The sequence below is a fragment of the Aliarcobacter cibarius genome (assembly GCF_013372265.1).
Classification (GTDB): domain Bacteria; phylum Campylobacterota; class Campylobacteria; order Campylobacterales; family Arcobacteraceae; genus Aliarcobacter; species Aliarcobacter cibarius.
The window spans coordinates 1,364,477-1,388,942 of the sequence record NZ_CP054051.1 but is presented as its reverse complement, the minus strand read 5'-3'; the positions used below and the strand labels follow the sequence as shown (position 1 = coordinate 1,388,942).

Below are 24,466 nucleotides of genomic sequence, written 5' to 3'. Positions count from 1 at the left end.
TTTAATTCCTAAATTTATATATAATTTTAATATTCTATTATATTAATATATTTTTTTAAATCTAACTTTTGTAACAAAAAATATGATAAAAATACTAAATAAAGTTAAATAATATAAATAAAGATGATGAAGCTATTATCATTCTTTGGTGTTTTTTAGTATTTCCAATGTTTTATCAAAACTTCGCTAAAATCAGGGAAAATTTAACTTAAGGTAGCAAAATGGAGTTTCTTGTTTTAACTATTGTGATTATTATTTTATATTTTATTGGTAAAAATTATAGAACTGAAGATTTCAAAAATATTAATCTAAAAAGAAAAGAATTTTTTAGAGGAGATGTCCTAAATCATGAAGCAGGTCTTTTAGTAGCACTTTTAGCAAAAGTTGCAAAAGCAGATGGAAAAGTAGGAGAACTAGAAGCAGAACTTATAAAACACACTTTAAATGATATATCAAGTCATTTTGAAAATCAAGAAGAAGTTAGAGGAAGATTAAAAGAGTTATATAATGGTGAAAAAGATAATTTTTCAAATCTTATAATGCTTTGTGAAAGATTATATATTCTTACAAAAAATGACTATGAGCGTAGACTTACATATTTAGATTATTTATTGAATTTAGCTTTTATTGATGGAGATTTTAGTAGAACTGAAAGAGAAATTACAGAAGATATTGCTCAAGCTTTAAAAATAGAAAACAAAGATTATGCACAATTAATTTCTAAATTAGAAGCATTTCATATAAACATGAAAGAACAAGATGAACTAAGTTTAGAAAAAGCATATACTATTTTAAATTCTAGTTCAAGTGATGATGACAATACAATTAAGAAAAAATATAGAGAGTTAGTAAAAGAAAATCATCCTGATATTATTTCTGGTCGTGGTGAATCTCAAAATAAAATAGATGAAGCAACGAAAAAACTACAAGAAATAAATGAAGCTTATGAAATTATCAAAAAGAGTAGAGGTGCTTGATGGGAAAGAGTTTTCCTCATTCATACATAGTTTGCGAATGTAAGCAAGTAAGCTTAGGAGAGATAATTTTTGCAATTAAAGAAAAAGGTGCAAAAAATCTTGATGATTTAGGAAAAATAACAGATGCTGGAAGTTGTTGTGGATGTTGTAGAAGAAGTGAAGATGATATAGGTGAAAAGAAAATGGAACTATATTTAATTCAGATTTTAAATAAATTTGTTGGTTGATTAATGAAAGAAGATTTAATAGAAGAGATAAAAGAGCTCATTAAAACAAAAAAGGATGAAGAGATTTTTATAAATCCATCATATCTTGAATATTTTACCTTAGAGGAATTAGAAGAAATAAAATATAACTTACAAAAGAAGAAAGAAGAGTTTTCAAAGTTAAACTCTACTTATTTAGATGAGATTTATGAAAAAACAAAAAAAGATAAGCTATAATCTTAAAATAGGATTTGAAAATGAATGATTGGAAAAAAATTAAGCAAAAATTAATTAACTTTTTAGAGTTAGAGGTTAAAAATACTGGACATGAGAAAGTTGTATTGGGACTTTCTGGTGGATTAGATTCTGCTGTTGTGGCTGTTTTATGCAAAGAAGTATTTAAAGATAGTTTGCTTTGTATTTTATTACCGTCACAATTTTCATCTAAAGCTTCCGTTGATGATGCAATAGAACTTTGTGAAAAGTTTGATATAAAGTATGAAATTGTCTCTATAGAACCAATGTTAATAAGTTATATAAACAATATGCAAAATGATAATTTAAGAATTGGTAATTTCAGTGCAAGACTTAGAATGAGTGTTTTATATGATATTAGTGCTAGAGAAAGAAGTATTGTCGTAGGAACATCAAATAAAAGTGAGTTGTTATTGGGATATGGTACGATTTATGGAGATTTAGCTTGTGCAATAAATCCTATAGGTAATATTTACAAAAGTGATTTATTTGATTTTGCAAAATTTTTGGGCGTTACTGAATCGATTGTAAATAAAGCACCTAGTGCAGATTTTTATGAAGGTCAAAGTGATGAATCTGATTTAGGATACACATATAGTAGAATTGATGAGTTTTTAAAAGCATTTGTGGATAACAATAGTTCAAAAGATGAGCTTTTAAAACTTGGTTTTGAAGAAGAGATGATTGAAAAGATTATAAAAAGAGTAAAAATAAATAGTTTCAAAAGAGAGCTACCAAAAATAGCACAAATATAGAAAATAAGGAAAGATATGAGTAAAAATATAGCAATATACAAAGCAACTTTAGACAATGAAGAATTAAATCAAATAAGATCTGTTCTTGAAGCTAAAAACGATTTATCAAAAGTTTTAGAATTCGAAGAACTTATCAACAAATATATTGGTTCAAAGTATGCTATTGCTACATCAACTTCTACATCAGCTTTACATCTAGCCTTAAGTTCGATGAAACTTAAAAGAGGTGATAAAATTTTAATGTCTGTAAATTCTTTCGTAAATTTACCTGAAACTGTAAGACATTTTGATGCTGAACCTATTTTTGTAGATATAAATTTAGAAGATATGAATTTAGATATAGAAAAGTTTGAAGAGGCGATTATTGCAAATAAATCAAAAAAATTAAGAGCAGCTATTATTACTTTTATTGGTGGATTGGCTCCAAACCTAGATAAAATTTATGAGATAGCAAAAAAATATAATATTTTAATAATTGAAGATTGTAGAGCAGCTTTAGGAACTAAATATAAAGGACAAAAAGTAGGTAATTTAAAAGCTGATATGACAATATTTTCAACAAATCCTTCTCCATCAAAATATGCAATAAGTCGTTCAGGAGTATTAGTAACAAATAATGAAGAGTTAGCAAAAAGAGCAAAACTTTTAAGAACACATGCAATTACTACAGCATATGATAATTATGGAAATCTTGATTATGTTTATGATGTTGATGATATTGGACATAAGTTTGATTTATCAGAGCTTGATGCGGCTTATGCAATAGCACAGCTTAAAAAAACTGATGGCTTTATAAAAAGAAGACAAGAGATAGCAAAAATTTATGAGCAAAGATTGAGTGGAGTTAAACATATTACTGTTTTACCATTTAAAGAAGGGCACATTTATACTCAGTATATTATAAAAATATCAAGAAATAGAGATGCTTTTGCAAGAGCCTTAAAAGAAAGAGGTGTTGCAACAGCTTTAAATTATATTCCATTACATCTTTTATCATATTATAAAAGTAAGTATTCTATAAAAATTACTGCTTTCCCAAATGCATTAAATAATTATCAGCAAATTTTGTCTTTACCTATTTATGCAGGTCTTTTAGATGAAGATGTAAATTATATTTGTGACCAAGTAATAGAAGTGGCTAAAGAGTGGGTATGATTTGAAACAAAGATTTATTCTTTGGATAGAAGATTATCTTTTCTATCCAAATTTTTTTCAAAAAATTATCTCATTTTTACTTTTACCTTTAACTTTTGTTTATGTATGTGTAGTTTTATTAAAAAGAAGTTTAGCAAAAAAAATAGATTATAAAATTCCTGTTATTTCTGTTGGTAATTTAACTGTCGGTGGAAGTGGAAAAACTCCTATAACTATTAAATTAGCAAGTAAGTATAAAGATGTTTGCGTTATTTTAAGAGGTTATGGTAGAGCATCAAAAGGCTTAGTTATTGTAAGTTTAAATGGTGATATAAAAGTAGATGTAAATCAAAGCGGTGATGAAGCAATGGTTTTAGCAAAAAGCCTTCAAAATGCAACAATAATTGTAAGTGAAAATAGAGAAAATGCAATTATAAAAGCAAAAGAATTAGGTTGTAAAATAGTTTTTTTGGATGATGCATTTTCAAAATATCATATAGAAAAATTTGATATTTTATTGAGAGCAAAAAAAGAACCTACAAATATTTTTTGTCTACCTAGTGGAGCTTACAGAGAACCTAAAGGCTTTTATAGTAAAGCTAATTTAGAATTAAAAGAGGATAGAGATTTCAAAAGAGTTGTAACAATCAAGAAAGATGGTATTGAAGTAGAACTTCCAAAAAAGAGTTTACTTCTAACAGCTATTTCAAAACCGAAAAGACTTCTTGAATTTTTACCAAAAAATATAGAATTATTGGCTTTTGAAGATCATCATAATTTTACAAAAGCTGAAATAGATGAAATTTTGGGAAAATATAAAGATTTCTCTATTGTTACAACACAAAAAGATTTTGTAAAATTAGAGAATTTTGGATTAAAAAATATTTATTTAATGGATTTAGATATAAAATTTAGCAGCAGTTTGGATTTTAAAGATTTAGAATTTTATATAGATTCATTTAAAAACTAGAAATTCTAGTTTTTAAATAGTTTTAGAAAATCTTCTTTTCTCTTCAGGAATTTGATTTAAATAAGCATCAAATGGCATACATATATTTCTAATAAGCATAGTTCCAGTTTGAGAAACTTCTATTTTTTCATCACTAATAGATATTAAATTAGCAGTTTCAAACTCTTTTAAAGCATCTATAGCATCATTAAAATACTCTTTAAAGTTTATTTTGAACTCATTTTCAACTTTTTTGATATTTAAAGAAAAATTACTCATAAGCTCCATGATTACATATTGTCTTAAAATATCATCATCGCTCAGTTTATAACCTTTAAATACAGGTAAATCACCATTATCAATAGCATTTTCCCATTGTTCTAAATCTTTATAATTTTGTGCATAATAATTTACACCATTTCCAATAGAAGTAACACCAATACCGATTAAATCTGCACCACCTTTAGTAGTATATCCTTGGAAATTTCTATGTAATTCACCTTTTTCAATTGCTTTAAATAGTTCATCTTCTGGTTTTGCAAAGTGGTCCATTCCCACCATTTTGTATCCATTTGAAGTAAAGAAATCAATTGTCCCTTTTAACATTTCAAGTTTAACTTCAGGTTTTGGAAAAGTTGATTCATCAAATTTTCTCATAGTTTTCATAAGCCATGGAACATGAGCATAATTAAATACTGCAAATCTATCAGGACTTAAAGTTAGCATTTTTTCTAAAGTATTTTTAAAGCTCTCTTTTGTTTGATGGGGAAGACCATAAATTAAATCTGTATTTATTGATTTTATTCCTGCGTCTCTTGCTATTTTAATAACATTTTGAGTTAATTCAAACGGCTGAATTCTATGAATTGTTTTTTGAACAGTTTCATTTAAATCTTGTACTCCAAAACTTAATCTATTAACTCCTCCAGCTTTTAAGACATCCATGTGCTCTTTTGTAAAATATCTAGGATCAACTTCACAAGAAATTTCAGCATCATCACTAAAATTAGGAAAAACTTCTTTTATTTTACTTATTAATTCTTCTAGTTGACTAGGAGAGAAAAATGTTGGTGTTCCTCCACCAAAATGCATTTGACTAACAACTCTAGATGTATCTAAGTGATTTTTTAAAATATCTAGCTCTTTTTTTATGTAGCTTATATATCTTATTTTTTTATCTTCTTTTGAAGTAAAGATTGTATTACAACCACAAAAATAACATGCACTTCTACAAAAAGGAAGATGAAAATATAATGATAAATTTCTATTTTTATCTTGATTCTTAAAATAGTTTTTTAAATCTTTTTGTGTAAAACTTTCTGTAAACTCAGGAGCCGTAGGATATGAAGTATATCTAGGTCCTGGTTTTGAATATTTTACAAATTTAGCAAAATCTATCATTAGCTATCTCTTCTTTTATCTAACCAAACCATAATACCTTTTTGAGCGTGAAGTCTATTTTCAGCCTCGTCAAAAATTCTACTTTGTGGTCCTTCTAAAACAGCTTCGCTAACTTCATAATCTCTATATGCTGGTAAACAATGTAAGAAAATAGCTTTTTTATTTGCTAACTTCATAAGATCTTCATCAACCATAAATCCTCTGAACTCTTTAATTCTCATATTTTTTTCAGCTTCTTGACCCATTGATATCCATGTGTCAGTTGTAACAACAGTAGCATCTTTTACAGCTTCTTTGGGATCAAATCCAACTACTATTTTTGCTCCACTTACTTTTGCATCTTCTAAAGCTTTTTCTAAAATTTCTTTGTTTACTTGATAAGCTTTTGGAGTTGCTATTCTTAGTTCAAATCCTAATTTTGCTGCAAGATTTAGCCATGAGTGTGCCATGTTATTTCCATCTCCAATATATGCAACAATTAAGTCTTTATCTAAACCTTCTTCCATAATAGTAAGATAATCTGCCATTAGTTGAACAGGGTGATATTTGTCTGTAAGTCCATTTATTACTGGAACTTTTGAATACTTTGCAAACTCTTCAAGTTTTTCTTGTTCATACGTTCTAATCATCACCATATCAACCATTCTTGAAATTACTCTAGCAGTATCTTTCATAGGTTCACCTCGACCTAATTGAATATCATTTGATGATAAAAATAGACCAACACCACCAAGTTCATATATACCAGCTTCAAAAGATACTCTAGTTCTAGTTGAACTTTTTTCAAAAATCATTCCAAGTATTTTTTTATGCATGTAATCTTCATGCTTTCCTGCTTTTGCATCATTTTTTATTTTTTTTGCAAGAGCTAAAATATCTAAAATCTCCTCTTTTGAGAAGTCTACTAAACTTAAGAAGTGTCTCATAATATTTTCCTTATATGGATTAAAGGGAACATTTTAGTTAATTTATCTTTATAAACAGTTGAGTATTCTTTTAAATAGCTATAAAATGACACTTTAGTGACAATCTGGGTTATTTTTCATTAAGAAGATATCCTTTAGAATGCGGAGGTATTAAAAAGGATAAAAAATGCAGATAGAGATTTTAAAAAGAGATGGAAAAAAAGAAAATTTTGAAGCTTTTAAAATAGAAGATGCCATAAGAAAAGCTTTTAAAAGTGTAAATGTTAAATATGATAATTCTATATTTTTTTCAGTTTTGTTTGAATTAAAATCTTCCACTTTAACAGAAAAAATAAAAGCAGTTGAGGATATCCAAGATTGTATTGAAAAAGAGTTGTTTAAAGGTGGATATTTTGAAGTTATGAAAAGTTTTATGCTTTACAGACATCTTCATAAAATTCAAAGAGAACAGATATTAGGTCTTAGTGATGATACAACTTATGTAAATTCAACTCAGACTATTGAAGAGTATATAAATGGTGAAGATTGGAGAATAAAAGCAAATTCAAATACAGGGTATTCCCATGCAGGTCTTATAAACAATAGTGCTGGAAAATTAATAGCAAATTATTGGTTAGATAAAATTTATACAAAAGAACAAGGTTATGCTCACAGAAATGCAGATATTCATATTCATGATTTAGATTGTTTAAGTGCTTATTGTGCAGGTTGGAGTTTAAGAGTTCTTTTGGATGAAGGATTTAATGAAGTAAGAGGAAGAGTTGAAAGTAAGGCTCCAAGTCATTTTAGAGAAGCTTTAGGACAGATGGCAAATTTTTTAGGAATACTTCAAAGTGAGTGGGCAGGAGCCCAAGCTTTTAGCTCTTTTGATACTTACTTAGCACCTTATGTTTTTAAAGATAAACTAGAGTATAAAGAGATAAAAAAAGCAATAAGGAGCTTTGTATATAATTTAAATGTTCCTGCACGTTGGGGACAAAGCCCTTTTACGAATATTACAATAGATTGGACAGTTCCTGAAGATTTAAAAGATCAAATACCTACAAAAAATCAAAAGCATCTTTTTTATGATTTAAATGATGAAGAACTTTTAGCTGTGGCTAAAAGTAGGGATGTAAATAGTTTTGTTGAAATGACTTACAAATGTTTTCAAAATGAAATGAATTTGATAAATAAAGCATATTATGAGATTATGACAGAAGGTGATAAAACAGGACAACCTTTTACATTTCCTATTCCAACAGTAAATATAACTGAAGATTTTGACTGGAATGGTGAAAATACAGATATATTGTTTGAAAATACTTCAAAAATAGGTAGTAGTTATTTTCAAAACTTTATAGGTAGTCAATATAAAAAAGATGAATTTGGAAATTTAATTAAAAATGAAGAGGCTTATAAACCAGGACATGTAAGAAGTATGTGTTGTAGATTACAATTAGATTTAAGAGAATTATTAAAACGTGGTGGAGGACTTTTTGGAAGTGCTGAAATGACTGGAAGTATAGGCGTTGTTACATTAAATATGGCAAGATTGGGATACTTATATAAAGGTGATGTAGAAACTCTTTTCAATAGAGTTGAAGAGCTTATGGATTTGGCCAAAGATAGTTTAGAAAGAAAAAGAGTTTTTATACAAGAGATGTATGATAGGGATCTTTATCCTTATACAAAAAGATATTTACCTCATTTTAATAACCATTTTTCAACTATTGGTGTAAATGGTATGAATGAAATGCTTAAAAACTTTTTTGAAAAAGATGTAGATTTATCAACTAAAAAAGGTATAGAGTTTAGTTTGAAGTTATTGGATTTTATGAGAGCCAAAATGGTGGAATATCAAGAAAAAACTGGAAATTTATATAATCTTGAAGCAACTCCTGCTGAAGGAACAACATACAGATTTGCAAAAGAAGATATAAAAAGATACTCAGATATTATTCAAGCAGGAATGAATAAAAATATTTATTATACGAATTCTTCTCAATTACCTGTTGATTATACCGATGATCCTTTTGAAGCACTAAGTTTGCAAGATGATTTACAATGTAAATATACAGGGGGAACAGTTTTACATTTATATATGAAAGAAAAAATTTCAAGTGTAGAAGCTTGTAAAAAACTTGTTAAAAATGTAATAACGAATTTTAGATTACCTTATATAACTATTACTCCATTGTTTAGTGTTTGCCCAATACATGGGTATTTAGTTGGTGAGCATGAGTATTGCCCTAAATGTGATGATGAAATTTTAGAAAAGGAGTTGAAAGATGGAAAAAACAAAATTGCTTGAGAAAAATATGACAAAAAGAACTAAATGTATAGTATATACTAGGGTTATGGGTTATCATAGACCAGTTGAGAGTTTTAATATAGGAAAAAAAGGTGAACATAGAGAAAGAGTTAAATTTGTTGAGTCAAAAAATTATTTATGATTATACAAAATTTAATATGACAGATTATCCCAGGAGAAATTTCATGTGTAGTCTGGCATATTTCATGTAATCTAAAATGCAAATATTGTTATAATGATAATATAGTTTTTAGTGAACATGGGGAATATAGCTATCTTGATATCTTAGATTTTTTAAAATATAGGAAAGATTTATTAACAGCAGTTGTATTATCTGGTGGAGAGGCTACTATGCATGATTTAAGACCATTTTGTAGAGAATTAAAAAAAATGAAATTTAAAGTAAAATTAGATACAAATGGTTTAAATTTAAAAAGAATAAAAGAGTTAATAGATGAAAAATTAATAGATTTTATATCTTTAGATTTCAAAGCTACAAGAGATAAATTCAAAATAGTAACTTCTAAAAACTCTTATGATACATTTTTAAATACTTTAAAATACTTGATTAATATAAAATTTCCTTTTGAATTAAGAACTACAGTGAATAGAGATTTATTAGATGAAAAAGATATTAATAATATTATAGAAGTGGTATTTTGTATAGGATATAATAATATTTTTTATATACAAAAATTCTTACAAACAGAATCTAATATTGGAAATATAACACAGACTAAATTTATAAATGAAGATTTAATAAGAAAAGATTTATTAAAAATTGAATTTAGAAATTAGATTATTATAAGATGTACTGTTATAATCAGTTCATCTTATTTTGTTTTTTTATCTAAAACTATCATTTCAAAAGAGGTTTTTTGGATAACTAAAGCTTTTTTATCAGGAACTACAGACAAATTCTTTCTATTTTGTGTTTTATTTCTAAAGTTAAGTAAATCATTTTCTAACTCCTCAATTTTTTGATTTAATTGTAAAATAATATCAACACCAGCCAAATTTACTCCTAACTCACGAGTTAGAGTTAATACGTATTTTATATGATTTATATCTTTTTGTGAATATAGTCTTATTTTCCCATTTGTTCTAGAAGGCTTTATTAAGCCTTCTCTTTCATATTGTCTTAGAGTTTGTGGATGAATATCTAGTATTTCAGCAACTGCTGATATTAAAAATACAGGTTCAATATAGCTATTTTTCTCCATTTCTTAACTCCTAATTGTCTTTTAGCTCTTTTTCTAGTAAAGATACCAGTTCAGAACTTAAATCCTCAAGTTTTGGAAGAATTATATTTGCTTCTAAATATAAATCACCTCTAACTTTTGTTTTTCTATTTAAAACCCCTAACTCTTTTGCTCTAAATTTTTGGTTTTGTTTTGTATTTTGTGGAACTTTAAGAGTGATATTTTTGTGAATAGTTTTTATTTCCACTTTTCCACCAAATAAAGCAGTTTTTAAAGGTAAATCAAATTGTTTAATAAGGGTATCTCCATCTCTTTTATACTCATTACTAGGAGCAATATTAATTTTTAAAATTAAATCACCTCTTTGACCTTGATAAGATTTTCCCTTACCTTTTGCTCTTATTTTTTGGCCATCTTCTATTCCTTCAGGAATTTTAATATCAAAAGAGTCATTTTGTAATGATATATTTTGTTTCCCACCTAAAATAGCAACATCAAAAGGAATTGTTACTTGAGCATTTGTATCTAAATCTGGTGCATCAAAACCAAATCCTCCACTAAAACCTCCTCGACCAAAGCCTCCACCAAATCCAGCGGCTCCTCCACCAAACATTTGTCTTAAGATTTCGTCTAAATCAACTCCACCACCCTGGCTTCTTGCAAAATCACTAAAATTTTGACCACCAAACATAGAGTCACCATATTGATCATATTGTTGTTTTTTAGTTGCATCACTTAAAACCTCATATGCTGCATTTATTTCTTTAAATTTTTCCTCAGCTTTTGGGTCTTTGTTAACATCTGGATGATATTTTCTTGCTAGTTTTCTATAAGCTTTTTTAATTTCTTCAGGTGTAGCATTTTCGCTAACTTCTAGTGTTTCATATAAACTTTTTGCCATTATTAAATCCTATTTTATTAAAAATTTTAAATTATAAAGTAGAATTATATCACAAACCTTGAGTCAAAGTCAATCAAGGTTTGTAGGAAGACTTATTATAAATTTCGCACCAAAATATTGAATAGTATTATGTTTAAAGTAAGAATTTTCTGCGTGTATTTCACCTTTCATACTAGTTGTTATTATTTGTCTAGTCATATAAAGGCCTAATCCTGTACCTTGATACTGATGTTTTGTAGTAAAATATGGTTCAAATATTTTATTTAATATACTTTTCTCTATTCCAAGTGCATTATCTTTAATTATTATTTCAATATTTTCATTATTTTTTTTAGTTTTTATTTTTATAAGTCTTAGTTCATCATCATCAATATTTTGGACAAGAGCATCTTTTGCATTGTTTAATATATTAATAAAAGCTTGAGAAAATTCATTTGCGACACCAAAAATGTAAATATCATCCTCTAAATCTAATAAAATTTCAATATTAAACTCTTTAAAGAAAGTATTAATAAGTAATAGGTTGTTTTCTATATTTTCTTTTAAATTAAATAAACTTCTCTCTTTTGTATGTTTAAAAAAATCATTGAAAGTATCGATAGTATTTGATAGGTGCTCTGTTGTTTTTAAAATCAATTTTAAACTGTCATCTAAATTTTCATAATTTAATTCATTTAAATCTTTTTTTAATTTTAAGTTCGAAGCTGTAATAGAGATAATATTTAGGGGTTGTCTCCATTGATGTGCAATATTTCCTATCATTTCTCCCATAGCAGCCAATTTTGATTGTTCTGCTAATAAGTACTCTTTCCTTTTTAACTCTTCTATATCAACTATTGTAAGTATTTTAAAAATTTGATTATTTATGAAAGCATCTTTTACATTTACTATTGCTTCAAATTTACTTTGGTCTTCTCTATAAATTATTGTTTCAATAGGTGAATTGTTGTTAGTTTGTAGAATTTTTTTATCACTTATGATTTCATTGAAATTTTTACCAATTAACTCATCTTTATTTTGTTTTTTGAACAAATCAAGAGTAATTTTATTACAATTGATTACTTTTTGATCTTTAAAAAGAATTATAGCTTCCATTGTAGTATCAAAAATAAGGCTCATTTCCTCATTTCTTTCTAATAATTGATCTTTTGCATTTTGTAATTTATGATTTATCTCACATAACATTGTTACATCATAAATATATAAAATTACTAAACCACTTTTTACATCTAAAGGAGTAATTGTTATACTTTGTCTCATATTATCAAAAACTTTATCAGCAATTTTTGACAGCTCTATATTTAATAAAAAATTATTTGTTTGAGGTGTATAAAATGTTGGAGAATTGAGTTTTAAAGCAGTTATTATTTTTCTACTTAATCTTTTTTCATCTATATTTGAATAAAAATCTGTTAGCTTTTTTCCTACAATTTCTGAAGAGCTAATATTTGTTCTAATTTCAAGCCATTTATTCCAAAATTCAACTTCAAGATTTTTATTTAAAAGTATAATTCCATTATCAACAGTGCTACAAATTGCATCAAACTTACTTAATGATATATTATTCAAAGTTCATCCAAAATTTTATTTAATTTCTCTTTTATATAAAGAATAGAATTATCCGTAGTTAAAATAAATAGTTCACCATCTATATTTAAATCTATAAACTCTAGCTTTGTAGAAATGATTATAACTTTTTCATATTGACTTATAAAAATATTATTTAATTCATCTATTGAGTTTATAATTCTTATTGTTGGAGCAGAAAAAGATACACAAGTTTCAATATCTTCAGCTAATTTACTAATAGTTGAAGATGATAAAATATTTGTAATTTCTAGTGTTATATCACAAATTTCTTCCTCGTTTATCTCTTCTTCACTTAAGCCAAATTTATATGCCATGTTTTTTGCAGATTTTTTATCTATAACAAACATATTTTCACCACTAAGTACACCATTTATTTGTTGTAGAGCTACTAAATGTTCTTCATTTAGATTTAATTCTTTTGATAAATAAGATTTCAAATTTTGTGCATTTATTATTTGTATTTTAGGAATACTAAGCTTTGCAAAAGCATCTAAAATTTCAGTAATTGCCGCAGTTGCACTTCCATATGCAACATTCATGAGTTCTTGTAAACAATCTTTTTCATCTTCAGTTAATGTAATATTTTGATCCATCATTTACTCTTTATGAAATTATTTTATTTAAAATTTGTTTCATTTTTAAAGAATCAATAGGTTTTTTTATAAAATTAAAAGCCCCTAATTTTAATGCTTTATCAATAGCTTGTTTTTGAATATCAGCCGAAATTACAACAACATTAGCATCACTTTCTAACTCTTTTATACGCTTTAAAGCTTCAAAACCATCCATTACCGGCATTGTTAAATCCATTAAAACTAAATTTGGTTTATGAGTTTTGTATAAATCAACCGCTTCTTGGCCATTTGTAGCTTCAAAAACTTCATACTCAAAATTTAAAGTATCTTCTAAAGTTTTTAAAACCATTTTTCTTGCCATTTTCGAATCATCGGTAACTAAAATTTTCATTCATAAGCCTTATTTAAAATATGAGCAATATTTTACCTATATTGTTTTAAGAAAAACTTTTATTTAATAATAATATACTATACTATTGATATGAAAAAATATGATTTTATAATAATTGGTGCCGGTATTTCGGGTTGCTCTCTTGCTTATTTTTTGAGTTTATACTCAAAAAATATTCTTTTAATAGATAAAAATTCTGATGTAGCTTATGGAGCTAGTGGAGCTGCTGGAGCATTTTTATCTCCTTTATTGGGTATTGATAATAAATTTAAAACTTTGGTTTCAAATGCTCTAAATTTTTCAATGAACTTTTATAGAAATAACTTTCCTAATTTTTTAAATGATTGTGGAACAGTAAGAATTCCTAAAAATATTACTGATGAAGAAAAATTTCAAAGTTATATACCATTTATGGATTTTGAGTTTGAAAAAAAAGATGATGGTTACTTTTTTCCAATAGGAAGTACTATAAAACCATATGAAATTTGTAAAGCTTTGACAAATGATATAGAAAAAGTTTTTGATTATGAAGTTAAGTCTATCAAACAACTAAAAGAAAATTGGCAAATTAATGAAGATTATTTTGCTTCAAAATTATTTTTGTGTACGGGGTCAAATATTGAATTAATAGAAGAAGACTATTTTGATATAAGAGCTGTTTGGGGACAAAAAATAGATGTTTTGAGTTCTTCTAAAATTGATTGCAATTATCATAAAGAGTGTTCTTTGTCTCAAAGTATTGAAATCAATGGAAAGCAAAAAATATCAATAGGTGCAACTCATAATAGATTTACATCTGATATGAGTGATACTTCATATAATTTAAATCTTAAAAATATAAATAATTTAGTTCATGACGAAAAAACTATAAAAATAATAAATGAAGATATAGAAAAATTATTAAATAAAGCTAAAGACATAAAGAAAATTGAGAATGTTGAAGTTGTCGATATAAAAATTGGTGCGAGAGCTTCAAGTATTGATTATTTTCCAATGGTTGGTAGCTTAGTTGATAGTAAAAATAGTTTTTTAAAATATCCTCATATAAAAAATGGAACACATATAAAAAATGAAAATTTAGAGATAATTCCAAATTTATATACTTTAAATGGAGTAGGAGGAAGAGGTTTTGTTTTAGGGCCATATTTAGCTAATCTTCTTACTAATTTAGTCGTAAAAAATGAGAAATTACCAGAAGAAATAGAGAATTTTAGACTTTTTTCTAGGTGGGCAAAAAAATTAAATAATAAAGGTAAAAATTGAAAAATATTTTTAAAGTAGTTTTATTAGGAATTATTGGATTTGGATTTTTAGTTTATCTTACTATTCCTAGCGAAAAAATTGAAAAAATAGAGAAGGTTGAAAAAGTAGTTGAAAACCTTCCAAAATATTTTGAAATTATTGGAAAAGATGTTAAAAAAGAGGAACTATTTAAAAAAGATAGTTATATTGTTTTATTAAATCATGATTCTTTGGCTGTTTTTAAAGAACTTTATAAAAAAGTAGATAAAAATATAGTTTTAATAGCAAATATTTCAAATACACCTTGGCTTATAAAAAATATTGCAGTTGATGATGAGTTAGAAAAAATGTATAAAGAATCAAAAATACCATTAATAAATGATTCTAATGCCCAATTTAGAAGATTTTTTCAATTAAATGATGATTCTCAAAATATGTATATTATTTATAAAGTTTTAGAGAATAATCAAATAGTAAAGATTTATCAAGGAAGTGTTAAAAGAGGAGCTTTACAAGAAGGAATTAATATAGATGAGTTAAATAAAAATCTTGATGAGTTTTTAGCTAACTTAAAATGAAAAAACTTTTGAAACTATCAATTTCCAGAGATATATTTGAAGCAATATTATCAAAAAATGTTAGTTTTTTAGAAAAAGAAGCATCTAGTTATTGGAAAAAAGAGTTATTAGAACCTAAATTTGAGGATAATAAAATTTTATACGATATTTATAAAATTGAGAAAATTATTTTAACAAATGGTTTAGGTAATGATAAACCACAAATAACTATTGAAATAGACAATTTAGAGTACGATAAAAGTAGAGGATTTTTTATTTTTCATTTTGGAAAAATTTTAGAACAAAAAAATATCTCAAATGTTGTTGATGAAAAAGATATCTTAATCAAAAAACTTTTAGATGAAAAAAAAGAGCTGATGAAAATAATAGATGAAATAAAAAAAGTGAAGTTTTAAAATAGCTAAGAGATAATCTTAGCTATTTAATTATGAAATTATTTAATAATAAGATCCGCAATAGCATTCATAGTTGCTTCATCCATATCTTTTACTTGACCTACCATTAATGCTTTTTGTGGTCCACCGTAAGTTCCATCTTTGTAACCTTTAAGTGCAGCAACAAAATCAGCTTTTGTCATATCTTTAATAATTTTAGATTTTCCTAAAGCTACTTTCTCCCCATTAGCACCATGACATGCTACACATTTTGCATATGGATTAGCAAAAGCAAACGATGCTGCTAAAACTGTAGTTGCAATTATAATCTTTTTCATAATTTTTTCTCCTCTTGAAATAAATTGATTAATTCTAGTATAAATAAAATTAATATAACTTGATTCTAATCAAATATTATTTATTTATAGCAACATCAATTTTTCCAATAGCACAAGATACAAAACTCTTTGCTGTTGTTGTTGCTTTTTCAAAACCACTTAACTCATCTGTCGTTAATGGATAGCCTAAACTTCTTAGTTTTAATTTTAATGATTCAAGTTGGTTTTCTTCTAGATCTAAAGTTATTTTTTTTGGATTTACTTCTAAATCTACAACAACTTCTCCAAATTCATCTTTTAGAGATTTGATTAAAGTGTTAGCACAACCACCACATTTAACATTATAAACTTCAAATGTTTGTTTCATTTTTCACTCCTTTTAAAAGATTTATACTATTTTCAATAACCGACATAGAATTTTTTAGTTCATCTAGCTCTTCTTTGCTTAATTCTAGTTCTAAAACTTCTTCAATACCATTTTTTCCTAGAATACAAGGAACACCAAGAGGTAAATCATTATAATTATACTCTCCAAGAAGTTTAACTGAACATGAAAAAACATCTTTACTATCAGTTATAATAGCTTTACACATTAAAAAACAACAGTGTGCTGGGGCAAAATATGCTGACCCAGTTTTTAAAAGCTCAACAATCTTTGCACCACCATTTTGAGTATTTTCTAAAATATAATTGATATCCTCTTTATTTAAAATATCTATTAGCAGTTTATCATCTATTTTTACATGATTAATTAATGGAACCATTTTATTTGAGTGACTTCCTATTACTAAAGCATCTATATTTTTATAGTTAATTGTAAGTTTTTCTTCAATATAGTGCTTAAATCTTGAAGTATCAAGAGCACCAGCCATTCCAAAAACTCTATTTCTTGATAATTTAGATTTCTCTAATGCAGCGTATACCATAGTATCTAAAGGATTTGAAACTATTATAAAAATTGCATCTTTATTTTGTTCTTGTACTTCATCAAAAATATTTTTAACAATTTTTGTATTTGTTAAAAGTAAATCTTCTCTACTCATATTTGGTTTTCTTGCAATTCCTGCTGTAATTATTATTATTTTACAATTTTTAAATTCATCTTTAGAAAAACAAGCTTTTACTTTTGTATTATTATTTGATGCTTTAGCTGCTTGAGAAATATCTAAAGCCATTGCTTTTGTAAAATCTTCTCTAATATCTTTTAATAAAATTGTATTACAAAGACCACTAATTGCTAGATTAAAAGCCAAAGTTGAGCCAACATTCCCAACTCCTATTATTCCAATTGTTATATCATTCAAAATTATTACCTTAGTTTAAAATTGAAAGATTATATCACTATTTAGTTAATTGTTTAGAAGAGATAGATCTGATTTTTTAGTTATTTTAGTAAAAAAGAGAAGAAAAATCTTCTCTTTTTAAATTATGCAAGAATTTTATTTAATGTTGCAGATGGTCTCATAGCAGCAGATGTTTTTGCATCATCTGGTAAATAGTATCCACCCATATCAACAGCTTTACCTTGGCACTCTGTAAGTTCTTTTACAATTTGCGCTTCATTTTCATTCATTGCATTTGCAATTGGAGTGAACTCTGCTTTTAAATCAGCATCATCATTTTGTTTTGCTAATTCATTTGCCCAATACATTGCTAAGTAGAAGTGGCTTCCTCTATTATCAATTTGTCCAACTTTTCTAGCTGGTGATTTATCATTAATTAAGAAAGTTCCAGTTGCTCTATCTAAAGTATCAGCTAAAACTTGAGCTTTTTTATTTCCTTGAGTATTTGCTAAGTGCTCTAACGAAGCAGCAAGAGCCATGAACTCACCTAATGAATCCCATCTTAAGTAACCTTCTTCTTGGAATTGTTGAACGTGTTTAGGAGCACTTCCTCCCGCACCAGTTTCAAATAATCCTCCACCTTGCATTAATGGAACAATAGATAACATTTTTGCAGATGTTCCAAGTTCTAAGATTGGGAATAAGTCAGTATTATAATCTCTAAATACATTTCCAGTTACTGAAATAGTATCAAGACCTTTTCTCATTCTATCTAAAGAGTATTGAATAGCATCATCTGGAGACATAATAGAAATTTCTAATCCATTTGTATCATGGTCTTTTAAATATTTTTCAACTTTAGCTATCATTTGAGCATCGTGACCTCTATTTTTATCTAACCAGAATACTGCTGGAGTATTTGATAATCTTGCTCTATTTACTGCAAGTTTTACCCAGTCTTTGATTGGCTCATCCTTAGTTTGACACATTCTAAAAATATCACCATTATCAACATCAAAGCTAAATACAGTTTCTCCAGCTTTGTTTGTTACAACAATTTTTCCATCAGCTTTTGCTTGGAAAGTTTTGTCATGTGAACCGTACTCTTCTGCTTTTTGTGCCATTAATCCAACATTTGGAACTGAACCCATAGTTTTTGGATCTAATGCACCATGTTTTTTACAATCTTCAATTACAACTTGGTATGTTGTTGCATAACATCTATCAGGAATCATAGCTAAAGTATCTTCTTCTTTATCATCTTTATTCCACATTTTTCCACCACCTCTAATCATAGCAGGCATAGATGCATCAATAATAACATCAGATGGTACATGTAAATTTGTAATACCTTTTGCAGAGTTTACCATTGCAAGTCTTGGTTGTGCAGCATAAATTGCATCGATATCAGCTAAAATTTCAGCTTTTTTAGCACTATCAATGTTTTCTAATTTAGAATATAAATCACCTAAACCATTATTGAAATTAACACCCATTTCATCAAATAATTTACCATGTTTAGCAATTAAATCTTTGAAGTATACTTTTACAGCAAATCCAAACATAATTGGATCAGAAACTTTCATCATAGTTGCTTTTAAGTGAAGTGATAATAATACATCTCTTTTTTTAGCTTCATCAATTCCTTTTTGATAGAATTCTTGTAAAGCTTTTGCAGACATTTTTGTTGCATCTATAACTTCACCTGCAAGTAGTGGTAAAGATCCTTTTAAAACAGTTTCTTTTCCATCTTTTCCTACAAATGATATTTTGAAATCATCTGCTTTATCTAAAGTAGTTGAAACTTCTGTACCATAGAAATCATCAGCATTCATATGAGCTACATCAGTTTTTGAATCTTTTGTCCAAACACCCATTTTATGTGGATTATTTTTAGCATAGTTTTTAACAGCTCCTGGAGCTCTTCTATCAGAATTTCCTTCTCTTAATACAGGATTAACTGCACTTCCTAAAATTTTTGAATATCTAGTAATTGTTTCATCACTTTCATCATAATTTGGAACTTTATACCCTTTTGCTTGTAATTCAGCAATAGCTGCTTTTAATTGAGGAATTGAAGCTGAAATATTTGGTAATTTAATAATATTTGCATTTGGATCTTGAGTTAATGCACCTAATTCAGCTAAAGCGTCACCAATTTTTTGTTCAGGTGTTAGGTTTTCAGGGAAAGCTGCAATAATTCTTCCAGCTAGTGAAATATCTTTTTGTACCATTTTTATACCAGAGCTTTTTGTGAAAGCTTCAATAATTGGTAAAAAAGAGTATGTAGCTAAGGCTGGAGCCTCATCAACTTTTGTGTAAATAATTTGTGCCATGTTTTATCCTAAATGTTAAATTTTGATATGCGTGGATTTTAGCTTTAATTTTATTTAAAAGGATTGAAATTGTGTAATTTAAGCAGAGCGAATATTTGATTGTTTCAAATATTCACATCTTAATTTATGCTATTAAATAGGTCTTTGATTGAAGAAGCTTTTTGTTTTGTAATATCAGTTTTCATTATATCTTCAGCTTGAGTATCAATTTGAGTCTCTTCTTCTTTTACTTTTGTATAAGTTTTTTCTACGCCAACATTTGAATTTATATTTGCTTGATGTGTTTCATAAGAATTTGAGAATTTATGAAGACCTGTTTTGTTATCTCTTACAAAATATAAGTAATCACTTTTTACAGGAAATATTCCAGCTTTAATAGAATCTAAACTAACAGCACAAATAGGATCTTTTGGTAACCCTTTATATTTATAAGTATTATATGAACTTTCATCATTTCTTATTCTATCAGCAGTAATTACAGTATTTGAATATTTACCATAGTTTAAAGTTCCATCCATTTGAAGAGCCATATTTTTTTTAAGTCTATTATGAATTACACTAGCAACTATTGGCATTTCATTTATTGTTGCAGCTTCTTTTTGAATAATAGATGCTAATGTTATGTAGTTATACCACTTCTTTTTGTCATATGAACCAAATATTTTAGTTGAGAATTCTTCATATTTTTTATCTGTTTGAGATAGTAAATACAAAATAATATAATCTTCATTCATTCCAATAGGTAGGGAATAAGTATCTGCAAGAATATTACCATCTAGTTTATATGCAAATTCACTATAAACTTTATATAATTTCTCTTCATTTAACTCAAACTCTTTTGCAAGTTTTTTTAAAAAAACATAATACGTTTCACCAGGAACTAAAGTAATGTTTTTCATTGCAGCTTTTGAGTTTACTAATCTAATAATAAAATCCATTTTCGTAAGATTAGTCTCTCCAATATCAATCCAACCACTTTGTATAAAGCCTGTTGCTTTTATTACTACTTCATCTAATATATTCATTTCATAACCACTTTTATTTAAGTAATTTATGATATTATTAGTACTACCTTTTGGAATAAAAAGGATTTTTGATGATGTCATTGGTAGAGTCAAATAGTATAAAAGAACAATAGAAAAAATAAGGATACTTTCAATAATGCTAAAAGCTATAAAAGCTCTACTTCTCTTTTTGTTTTTGTTTATAATATTATTATTTTCTATTCTATTTTCAGGTATCAAAATAAACTCTTTTTCCTTCTCTAATCTTTTTGTGTCGCAATTCTATATAAAATTGGATAAAAAACTCATTGTTAAAGTTGATAAAATTGAGTTTACATCAAAAAAGAGTGAAGTTAAATCATCAATTGAAGACTTAAAAAAGAATATAGAATTACTTCCTAGCATAATGAATTTTTTTCAAGAAGTAGACATAAAAAACCTAAAAATAGATGGAAATGAATTTTCTATTTTCATAGATAATGATGATTTATATTTAGATAATAAGTTTGTAAATATAGTTTCTACTTTAAATAGAGCTTCTAAGCAGTTAGAATTTAATGTTAAATCTCTTTATTTAAAAGATTATAATGTTCTATTTGAGGGATTTATTGAATTAGATTATTTTAAAAATGAAATTAAATATTTTGGTGATATACATTACGAAGGTATTATTTCTAAGACAAATATTGATATTTCAAAAGATAAATTGAAATTTTTTACAAGAAGTGAGTATTTTAAAAATTTATATTTTTTAAAAAAGTTTTTAGATTTGCCTGAAATAGCAAATCAGTGGATGTATGATAATGTAGTTGGAGACTTTAAATTTGATTGGTTCTATGGAGAATATGATTTAAATAAAAATGAACTTATTGAAAAATCTTTACAGGGTGAAGCTCATATAAAAAATGCAAAAATAATGTTCCATAAAAAAGTTGATAAGATAATAACGCAAAATGTAAAAGTGAAATTTAAAGATAATGTATTACATTTTGATTTAATTGATGCCAAATTTAAGGATAAAAATTTAAAAGATTCTTATGTTACTTTAAAAAATTTAACAGATGAAATCAATGGTGTAGTTGATGTAAACATCGAAACAAAAACAAAGTTAGATAAGGATGTTTTAGCTATTCTAAAAGCATATGATATAAATTTACCAATTTTACAAAAAAGTGGTATTACAGATGCAAAACTTCTATTAAGTTTCCCATATGATGAGAAAAAATCTTTAAATACCAAAGGTGAATTTATTGTAGAAAATAGTGACATCTTAATTGATACATTTGAGTTTAAAAGTAAAAAAGCAAAAGTCTTACTTGAAAATGATATAGTTTATATTAAAGATGCAAATTTTTTGTTTAAAGATATTATAGATGCAAATGCAGATATAAAAATAGATACTAAAACTTTAAAGGCTGAAGGTAGCGCTAACATAAGTAAGCTTTTGATTAAAGATAATAAAAATAATCAAATAATTGAAGTGAAAAATTTAATTACTCCTTTGAATATGGATTTTTCAAAAAAATTAGATATCAACATTCAAAGTTTAAATACAAAACTAAAAATGGAAGATCAACTTTTTATAATAATTGAAGATTTGAGCAAAATTTATAACTATTCAAAATTTTTACAAGATTTTTCTATAAAATCTGGAGATTTGATTTTAAAAGTATTTAATGAAAATAATATAGATTTTGAAGCTATTATAGGTGGTTTGGACTTACCTCTTTATAGAAATGAGAATAAAGTATCTGAACTTAATATTGAAGGTTCAATCAAAGATGACTCTATAAGAGTTATTTCTAAAGATAATAGTATAAAAATAGAAGATACAAAAGATAAGAATAATGTTTATTTAAAAGATTACAAAATTGTCGATAATTTTTCAAAAAATATCAATAAAAGTTTTGATAAAAATATAAATATTACTTTAGAAAATTGCTCTTTACAACAAGAAGATGATATTTATGATTTTAAAAATGCAAAAGTTTTTCTAACAAAAGATGAAATAAATTTTGAAGCTCTTTTAGAAAATATTAGTTTTCCACTTAAAAAAGATGGTGAAGATTTAAAAGAGTTAGAAATAACTGGAAATATCAAAGATGATATTACAAAAATTTCTAGTACTGATGACTCTTTAAAATTAGAATTAAAAAATGATTTTTTGAAGTTAGATATAAAAAATTTAGATGTTATTTTGACTTTAAAAGGGGCTAGTAAATTAAATTATAAAAAACTACTTTTAAATGGAATAAATTCGAATATTACAATAAATGAAGATTATAAAATTTTAGCAGATAGTTATATTGTAAATTTAAATGAAAAAGAAAAATTTATATATTTAAAACATAAAAATAGTGAATTTACTTTCAATGAATATGAGAATAATGATATAGAGATACTTGCTGCTGATTTGAGTGAAGAGTTTATAAATACATTGTTGAATAAACAAGTTGTAAATGGTGGAACAATTAATTTATATGCAAATGGGAATTATGATTTGTTTAATGGAAAGCTTTTGATAAAAGATAGTGCAATTTCAAATTTATCAATATTAAGTAATCTTTTAGCGTTTGTTGAAACAACTCCTGCACTTGCTGCACAATTAGTAACTCTTCCATTTAATCCTCTTTTTGCACTTCCAGCAGCTAGTATAGGGCTTAAAAACATAGGTGTTTATACATTAAAAGAAGGAAATATGGAGTTTACTTATGACAGAAACGAAAATATTTTAAGAATTGATAATTTAAATACTATTGGAAATGGAATAGATTTTGAAGGATTTGGAGTTGTTGATTTAAATAATTTTATAATAAATGCTAAAGTAAATTTAATATTTCTAAAAGACTATACAACTTTTGTAAGATTTATTCCTTTAGTAAATTATATATTATTAGGAGATCAAGAAAGAGTTGAAACATTAGTTGATATTCATGGAAGTTTAGGTGATCCGAAAATCTCTACAAATCTTTTAAAAGATAGTTTTTCTGCACCAATGAATATTTTTAAAAGAGTTTTTACAGCTCCTGTTAATATTTTTAATGGTTTAAATTTAAGTAACAATTAATAATAAGTTTAAGAAATCAATTCAAGTACCATAAATTGAAGATTTTTTGAACCAATTTAACTTTTTTATGCTACAATAATTCAATCACAATATAAGGAGTTGATTATGAATACAAGTATCGTTGGAAGACACATTAAATTAACAGATGCAATAAAAGATTATATAAATAGTTCTATTTCTGCATTTGAAAAATATAATTTAGATATTATTTCTGTGGCTTCTATAGTGAGCGCAGATGAAAAACAAGGTAAAAAATCATTTACATTTGAATTTACATTAAATATCGCAAATATCGATACTGTTGTTGTAAAACAAAGAGATAAAGACTTATATTCTGCTATTGATATAGCTGTAGATAGGGTATCTAAAGTTTTAAGAAGACATCATGATAAAATTTCGGCTCATAAAGCTACAAAATTAAGTGAACTTGAATTAACTGAAGTTCAAGATAAAATCGCACAAGAATTAGAAAGATTTGAAGATGAAATCATACCTCAAAGATTAACATCATATAAACCAATTGATATTGAAGAAGCTTTAGAAGATTTAAAAAATTCTACTGCACAATTTAAAGTTTTTTATGATAAAGACGATAATATGAGAGTTCTATATAAAGCAAATGTAGCTGGTAAATTTGGGCTTTATTAGAAGATAAAAGAAGATAAGAAAAGGTATTAGCGACGAGCTAA

At 26.2% G+C, this 24,466-nt stretch carries 26 protein-coding genes; 14 read left to right on the top strand and 12 right to left on the bottom strand.

Annotated features, from left to right (window positions below; genetic code table 11):
• Positions 1-221 precede the first annotated feature (221 nt).
• Genes ACBT_RS06885 through ACBT_RS06860 form a run of 6 tightly spaced genes read left to right on the top strand, consistent with a single transcriptional unit; the run spans position 222 to position 4,297 of the window.
• Entirely contained in the window at positions 222-977 is a 756-nt protein-coding gene (locus tag ACBT_RS06885) for a TerB family tellurite resistance protein (protein ID WP_024775058.1), read from the top strand.
• On the top strand, positions 977-1,204 hold the full coding sequence (locus ACBT_RS06880; RefSeq protein ID WP_024775057.1) for a (2Fe-2S)-binding protein: 228 nt from the start codon (positions 977-979) through the stop codon (positions 1,202-1,204). The genes ACBT_RS06885 and ACBT_RS06880 overlap by 1 nt, the downstream gene beginning before the upstream one ends.
• 3 nt (positions 1,205-1,207) lie before the next feature.
• Entirely contained in the window at positions 1,208-1,420 is a 213-nt protein-coding gene (locus tag ACBT_RS06875) for a hypothetical protein (RefSeq protein ID WP_024775056.1), read from the top strand.
• 20 nt (positions 1,421-1,440) lie between these two features.
• The gene (locus ACBT_RS06870; protein WP_034218525.1) at positions 1,441-2,193 is read left to right on the top strand and encodes an NAD+ synthase; all 753 of its coding nucleotides are present in this window, start codon (positions 1,441-1,443) and stop codon (positions 2,191-2,193) included.
• 15 nt (positions 2,194-2,208) lie between these two features.
• The gene (locus ACBT_RS06865; protein ID WP_024775083.1) at positions 2,209-3,348 is read left to right on the top strand and encodes a DegT/DnrJ/EryC1/StrS family aminotransferase; all 1,140 of its coding nucleotides are present in this window, start codon (positions 2,209-2,211) and stop codon (positions 3,346-3,348) included.
• A gap of 1 nt (position 3,349) precedes the next feature.
• The gene (locus ACBT_RS06860) at positions 3,350-4,297 is read left to right on the top strand and encodes a tetraacyldisaccharide 4'-kinase (protein WP_024775055.1); all 948 of its coding nucleotides are present in this window, start codon (positions 3,350-3,352) and stop codon (positions 4,295-4,297) included.
• A gap of 12 nt (positions 4,298-4,309) precedes the next feature.
• Here ACBT_RS06860 and hemN read toward each other — a convergent pair whose 3' ends face one another.
• Positions 4,310-5,677, bottom strand: a complete 1,368-nt coding sequence (gene hemN, locus ACBT_RS06855; protein ID WP_024775054.1) for an oxygen-independent coproporphyrinogen III oxidase — start codon at positions 5,675-5,677, stop codon at positions 4,310-4,312.
• Positions 5,677-6,603 (bottom strand): ornithine carbamoyltransferase, encoded by a 927-nt coding sequence (argF, locus tag ACBT_RS06850; RefSeq protein ID WP_024775053.1) that lies wholly within the window; start codon positions 6,601-6,603, stop codon positions 5,677-5,679. Before argF ends, hemN begins: the two co-directional genes overlap by 1 nt.
• A gap of 166 nt (positions 6,604-6,769) precedes the next feature.
• Here argF and ACBT_RS06845 point away from each other — a divergent pair, with 166 nt between their 5' ends.
• Genes ACBT_RS06845 through ACBT_RS06835 form a run of 3 tightly spaced genes read left to right on the top strand, consistent with a single transcriptional unit; the run spans position 6,770 to position 9,694 of the window.
• The gene (locus ACBT_RS06845) at positions 6,770-8,896 is read left to right on the top strand and encodes a ribonucleoside triphosphate reductase (RefSeq protein ID WP_024775052.1); all 2,127 of its coding nucleotides are present in this window, start codon (positions 6,770-6,772) and stop codon (positions 8,894-8,896) included.
• Complete coding sequence (gene nrdD, locus ACBT_RS11790; protein ID WP_119183988.1) at positions 8,874-9,038, top strand: anaerobic ribonucleoside-triphosphate reductase; 165 nt, start codon at positions 8,874-8,876, stop codon at positions 9,036-9,038. Before ACBT_RS06845 ends, nrdD begins: the two co-directional genes overlap by 23 nt.
• 23 nt (positions 9,039-9,061) lie before the next feature.
• Complete coding sequence (locus ACBT_RS06835) at positions 9,062-9,694, top strand: anaerobic ribonucleoside-triphosphate reductase activating protein (protein ID WP_323053534.1); 633 nt, start codon at positions 9,062-9,064, stop codon at positions 9,692-9,694.
• Positions 9,695-9,729: 35 nt separating this feature from the next.
• On the opposite strand, the gene ACBT_RS06830 is transcribed toward ACBT_RS06835, so the two are convergent.
• From ACBT_RS06830 to ACBT_RS06810, 5 genes are all read right to left on the bottom strand, one after another.
• Entirely contained in the window at positions 9,730-10,119 is a 390-nt protein-coding gene (locus ACBT_RS06830; protein ID WP_024775051.1) for a heat shock protein transcriptional repressor HspR, read from the bottom strand.
• Positions 10,120-10,129: 10 nt separating this feature from the next.
• Positions 10,130-10,999, bottom strand: a complete 870-nt coding sequence (locus ACBT_RS06825) for a DnaJ family protein (RefSeq protein ID WP_024775050.1) — start codon at positions 10,997-10,999, stop codon at positions 10,130-10,132.
• A gap of 69 nt (positions 11,000-11,068) precedes the next feature.
• Entirely contained in the window at positions 11,069-12,568 is a 1,500-nt protein-coding gene (locus ACBT_RS06820) for a PAS domain-containing sensor histidine kinase (RefSeq protein WP_024775049.1), read from the bottom strand.
• Positions 12,565-13,182, bottom strand: a complete 618-nt coding sequence (locus ACBT_RS06815; protein ID WP_024775048.1) for a chemotaxis protein CheC — start codon at positions 13,180-13,182, stop codon at positions 12,565-12,567. The genes ACBT_RS06820 and ACBT_RS06815 overlap by 4 nt, the downstream gene beginning before the upstream one ends.
• 10 nt (positions 13,183-13,192) lie before the next feature.
• Positions 13,193-13,555, bottom strand: a complete 363-nt coding sequence (locus tag ACBT_RS06810) for a response regulator (RefSeq protein WP_024775047.1) — start codon at positions 13,553-13,555, stop codon at positions 13,193-13,195.
• Positions 13,556-13,645: 90 nt separating this feature from the next.
• Between ACBT_RS06810 and ACBT_RS06805 the strand changes: the two genes are divergently transcribed.
• Genes ACBT_RS06805 through ACBT_RS06795 form a run of 3 tightly spaced genes read left to right on the top strand, consistent with a single transcriptional unit; the run spans position 13,646 to position 15,770 of the window.
• Positions 13,646-14,818, top strand: coding sequence for an FAD-dependent oxidoreductase (locus ACBT_RS06805; protein ID WP_024775046.1), 1,173 nt, complete (start codon positions 13,646-13,648; stop codon positions 14,816-14,818).
• Entirely contained in the window at positions 14,815-15,375 is a 561-nt protein-coding gene (locus ACBT_RS06800) for a hypothetical protein (protein ID WP_024775045.1), read from the top strand. The genes ACBT_RS06805 and ACBT_RS06800 overlap by 4 nt, the downstream gene beginning before the upstream one ends.
• Positions 15,372-15,770: a hypothetical protein gene (locus ACBT_RS06795; RefSeq protein ID WP_034218522.1), complete on the top strand. Its 399-nt coding sequence runs from the start codon at positions 15,372-15,374 to the stop codon at positions 15,768-15,770. The genes ACBT_RS06800 and ACBT_RS06795 overlap by 4 nt, the downstream gene beginning before the upstream one ends.
• A gap of 38 nt (positions 15,771-15,808) precedes the next feature.
• Here the strand turns inward: ACBT_RS06795 and ACBT_RS06790 are convergent, their stop codons facing one another.
• From ACBT_RS06790 to mltG, 5 genes are all read right to left on the bottom strand, one after another.
• Positions 15,809-16,087, bottom strand: coding sequence for a c-type cytochrome (locus ACBT_RS06790; RefSeq protein WP_024775044.1), 279 nt, complete (start codon positions 16,085-16,087; stop codon positions 15,809-15,811).
• A gap of 76 nt (positions 16,088-16,163) precedes the next feature.
• A complete protein-coding gene (locus ACBT_RS06785; protein ID WP_024775043.1) occupies positions 16,164-16,454 on the bottom strand; it encodes a heavy-metal-associated domain-containing protein in 291 nt (96 codons plus the stop codon).
• Complete coding sequence (locus tag ACBT_RS06780; RefSeq protein ID WP_024775042.1) at positions 16,438-17,391, bottom strand: malate dehydrogenase; 954 nt, start codon at positions 17,389-17,391, stop codon at positions 16,438-16,440. Before ACBT_RS06780 ends, ACBT_RS06785 begins: the two co-directional genes overlap by 17 nt.
• A 122-nt stretch (positions 17,392-17,513) precedes the next feature.
• On the bottom strand, positions 17,514-19,706 hold the full coding sequence (locus ACBT_RS06775; RefSeq protein WP_024775041.1) for an NADP-dependent isocitrate dehydrogenase: 2,193 nt from the start codon (positions 19,704-19,706) through the stop codon (positions 17,514-17,516).
• 119 nt (positions 19,707-19,825) lie between these two features.
• Positions 19,826-20,947: an endolytic transglycosylase MltG gene (gene mltG / locus ACBT_RS06770; protein WP_407647545.1), complete on the bottom strand. Its 1,122-nt coding sequence runs from the start codon at positions 20,945-20,947 to the stop codon at positions 19,826-19,828.
• A 55-nt stretch (positions 20,948-21,002) separates the two neighbouring features.
• Between mltG and ACBT_RS06765 the strand changes: the two genes are divergently transcribed.
• Both ACBT_RS06765 and hpf read left to right on the top strand, forming a co-directional pair.
• On the top strand, positions 21,003-23,777 hold the full coding sequence (locus ACBT_RS06765) for a YhdP family protein (protein ID WP_162147701.1): 2,775 nt from the start codon (positions 21,003-21,005) through the stop codon (positions 23,775-23,777).
• A gap of 105 nt (positions 23,778-23,882) precedes the next feature.
• Positions 23,883-24,425 carry a ribosome hibernation-promoting factor, HPF/YfiA family gene (hpf, locus tag ACBT_RS06760; protein ID WP_024775038.1) on the top strand — a complete coding sequence of 181 codons (543 nt, stop codon included), beginning with the start codon at positions 23,883-23,885 and terminating at the stop codon, positions 24,423-24,425.
• The last annotated feature ends 41 nt before the right edge of the window (positions 24,426-24,466 follow it).